Annotated in this window: 2 protein-coding genes; one reads left to right on the forward strand and one right to left on the reverse strand. The window is 50.5% G+C overall.

Going from position 1 to position 841, the window contains the following annotated elements:
- Nucleotides 1-377, forward strand: a 377-nt coding sequence (locus B3180_RS06410) for a thioesterase domain-containing protein (RefSeq protein WP_286843609.1), incomplete at its 5' end; no start/stop codon positions are given.
- Nucleotides 378-386: 9 nt separating this feature from the next.
- Here B3180_RS06410 and B3180_RS06415 read toward each other — a convergent pair.
- A partial coding sequence (locus B3180_RS06415; RefSeq protein WP_286843611.1) for an aromatic amino acid lyase occupies nt 387-841 on the reverse strand: 455 nt, incomplete at its 5' end.

Below are 841 nucleotides of genomic sequence, written 5' to 3' on the forward strand. Positions count from 1 at the left end.
GCAAGATTCATCAATACACAGGGCGTGTTTTCGAAACCCGCGCGGTTCTATCACGGAACATTAATGTACACGGCACCATGTTTGCAGGCAGCATTTATTCACTGGGCACCTTAACCTGCTGGGGGTTGTTGCATTTGCAGTTGTTGGAGCGGGAACTTGAAGGGTCAGTCGTACTGGGCGATGGCAACATTCATTACCATAAGCCGGTGACTCAGGAGCCTCGGGCAGTAGCACGGTTAAGTGATGTTACCGGTGACTTTTCTGCGTTAAAACAAGGCAAAAATGCCCGGTTAACACTAAAAGCTCAAATACTTGACGAAGAGCAGCCGGTAGCAGAATTTACCGGCCGCTTCGTGGTTCTTGCTAAACGGGATTAACCCGTAGATTTAAGCTTCAGACAAAATATGCGGTAGTTGCACCACTGCCGCTAACTCGCCATTTTGAATCAGGTCACTGGCGGCTTTAATATCCGGAGCAAAGAAGCGGTCTTCCGCATAATACGCCACTTGCTCACGCAGACAGTTAAAGGCCGTTTCAACCGCAGCCGCACCTTTTAAAGGACGACGGAAATCCAGACCTTGCGCCGCTTCTAACCACTCAATAGCAATAATGTCGCTGACGTTCTTAGCAATGTCCGTTAACCGGCGTGCTGCAAAGGTTGCCATCGACACATGGTCTTCCTGGTTAGCAGAGGTTGGCAGGCTATCCACCGACGCCGGGTGCGCGAGAGTTTTATTCTCTGACGCCAATGCCGCAGCGGTAACCTGCGCCAGCATAAAGCCTGAATTAACCCCACCGTCATTGACCAAAAACGCCGGCAATTTGCTTAAATGGCTGTCTG

The organism is Idiomarina sp. UBA4206, from assembly GCF_002383015.1.
GTDB lineage: Bacteria > Pseudomonadota > Gammaproteobacteria > Enterobacterales > Alteromonadaceae > Idiomarina > Idiomarina abyssalis.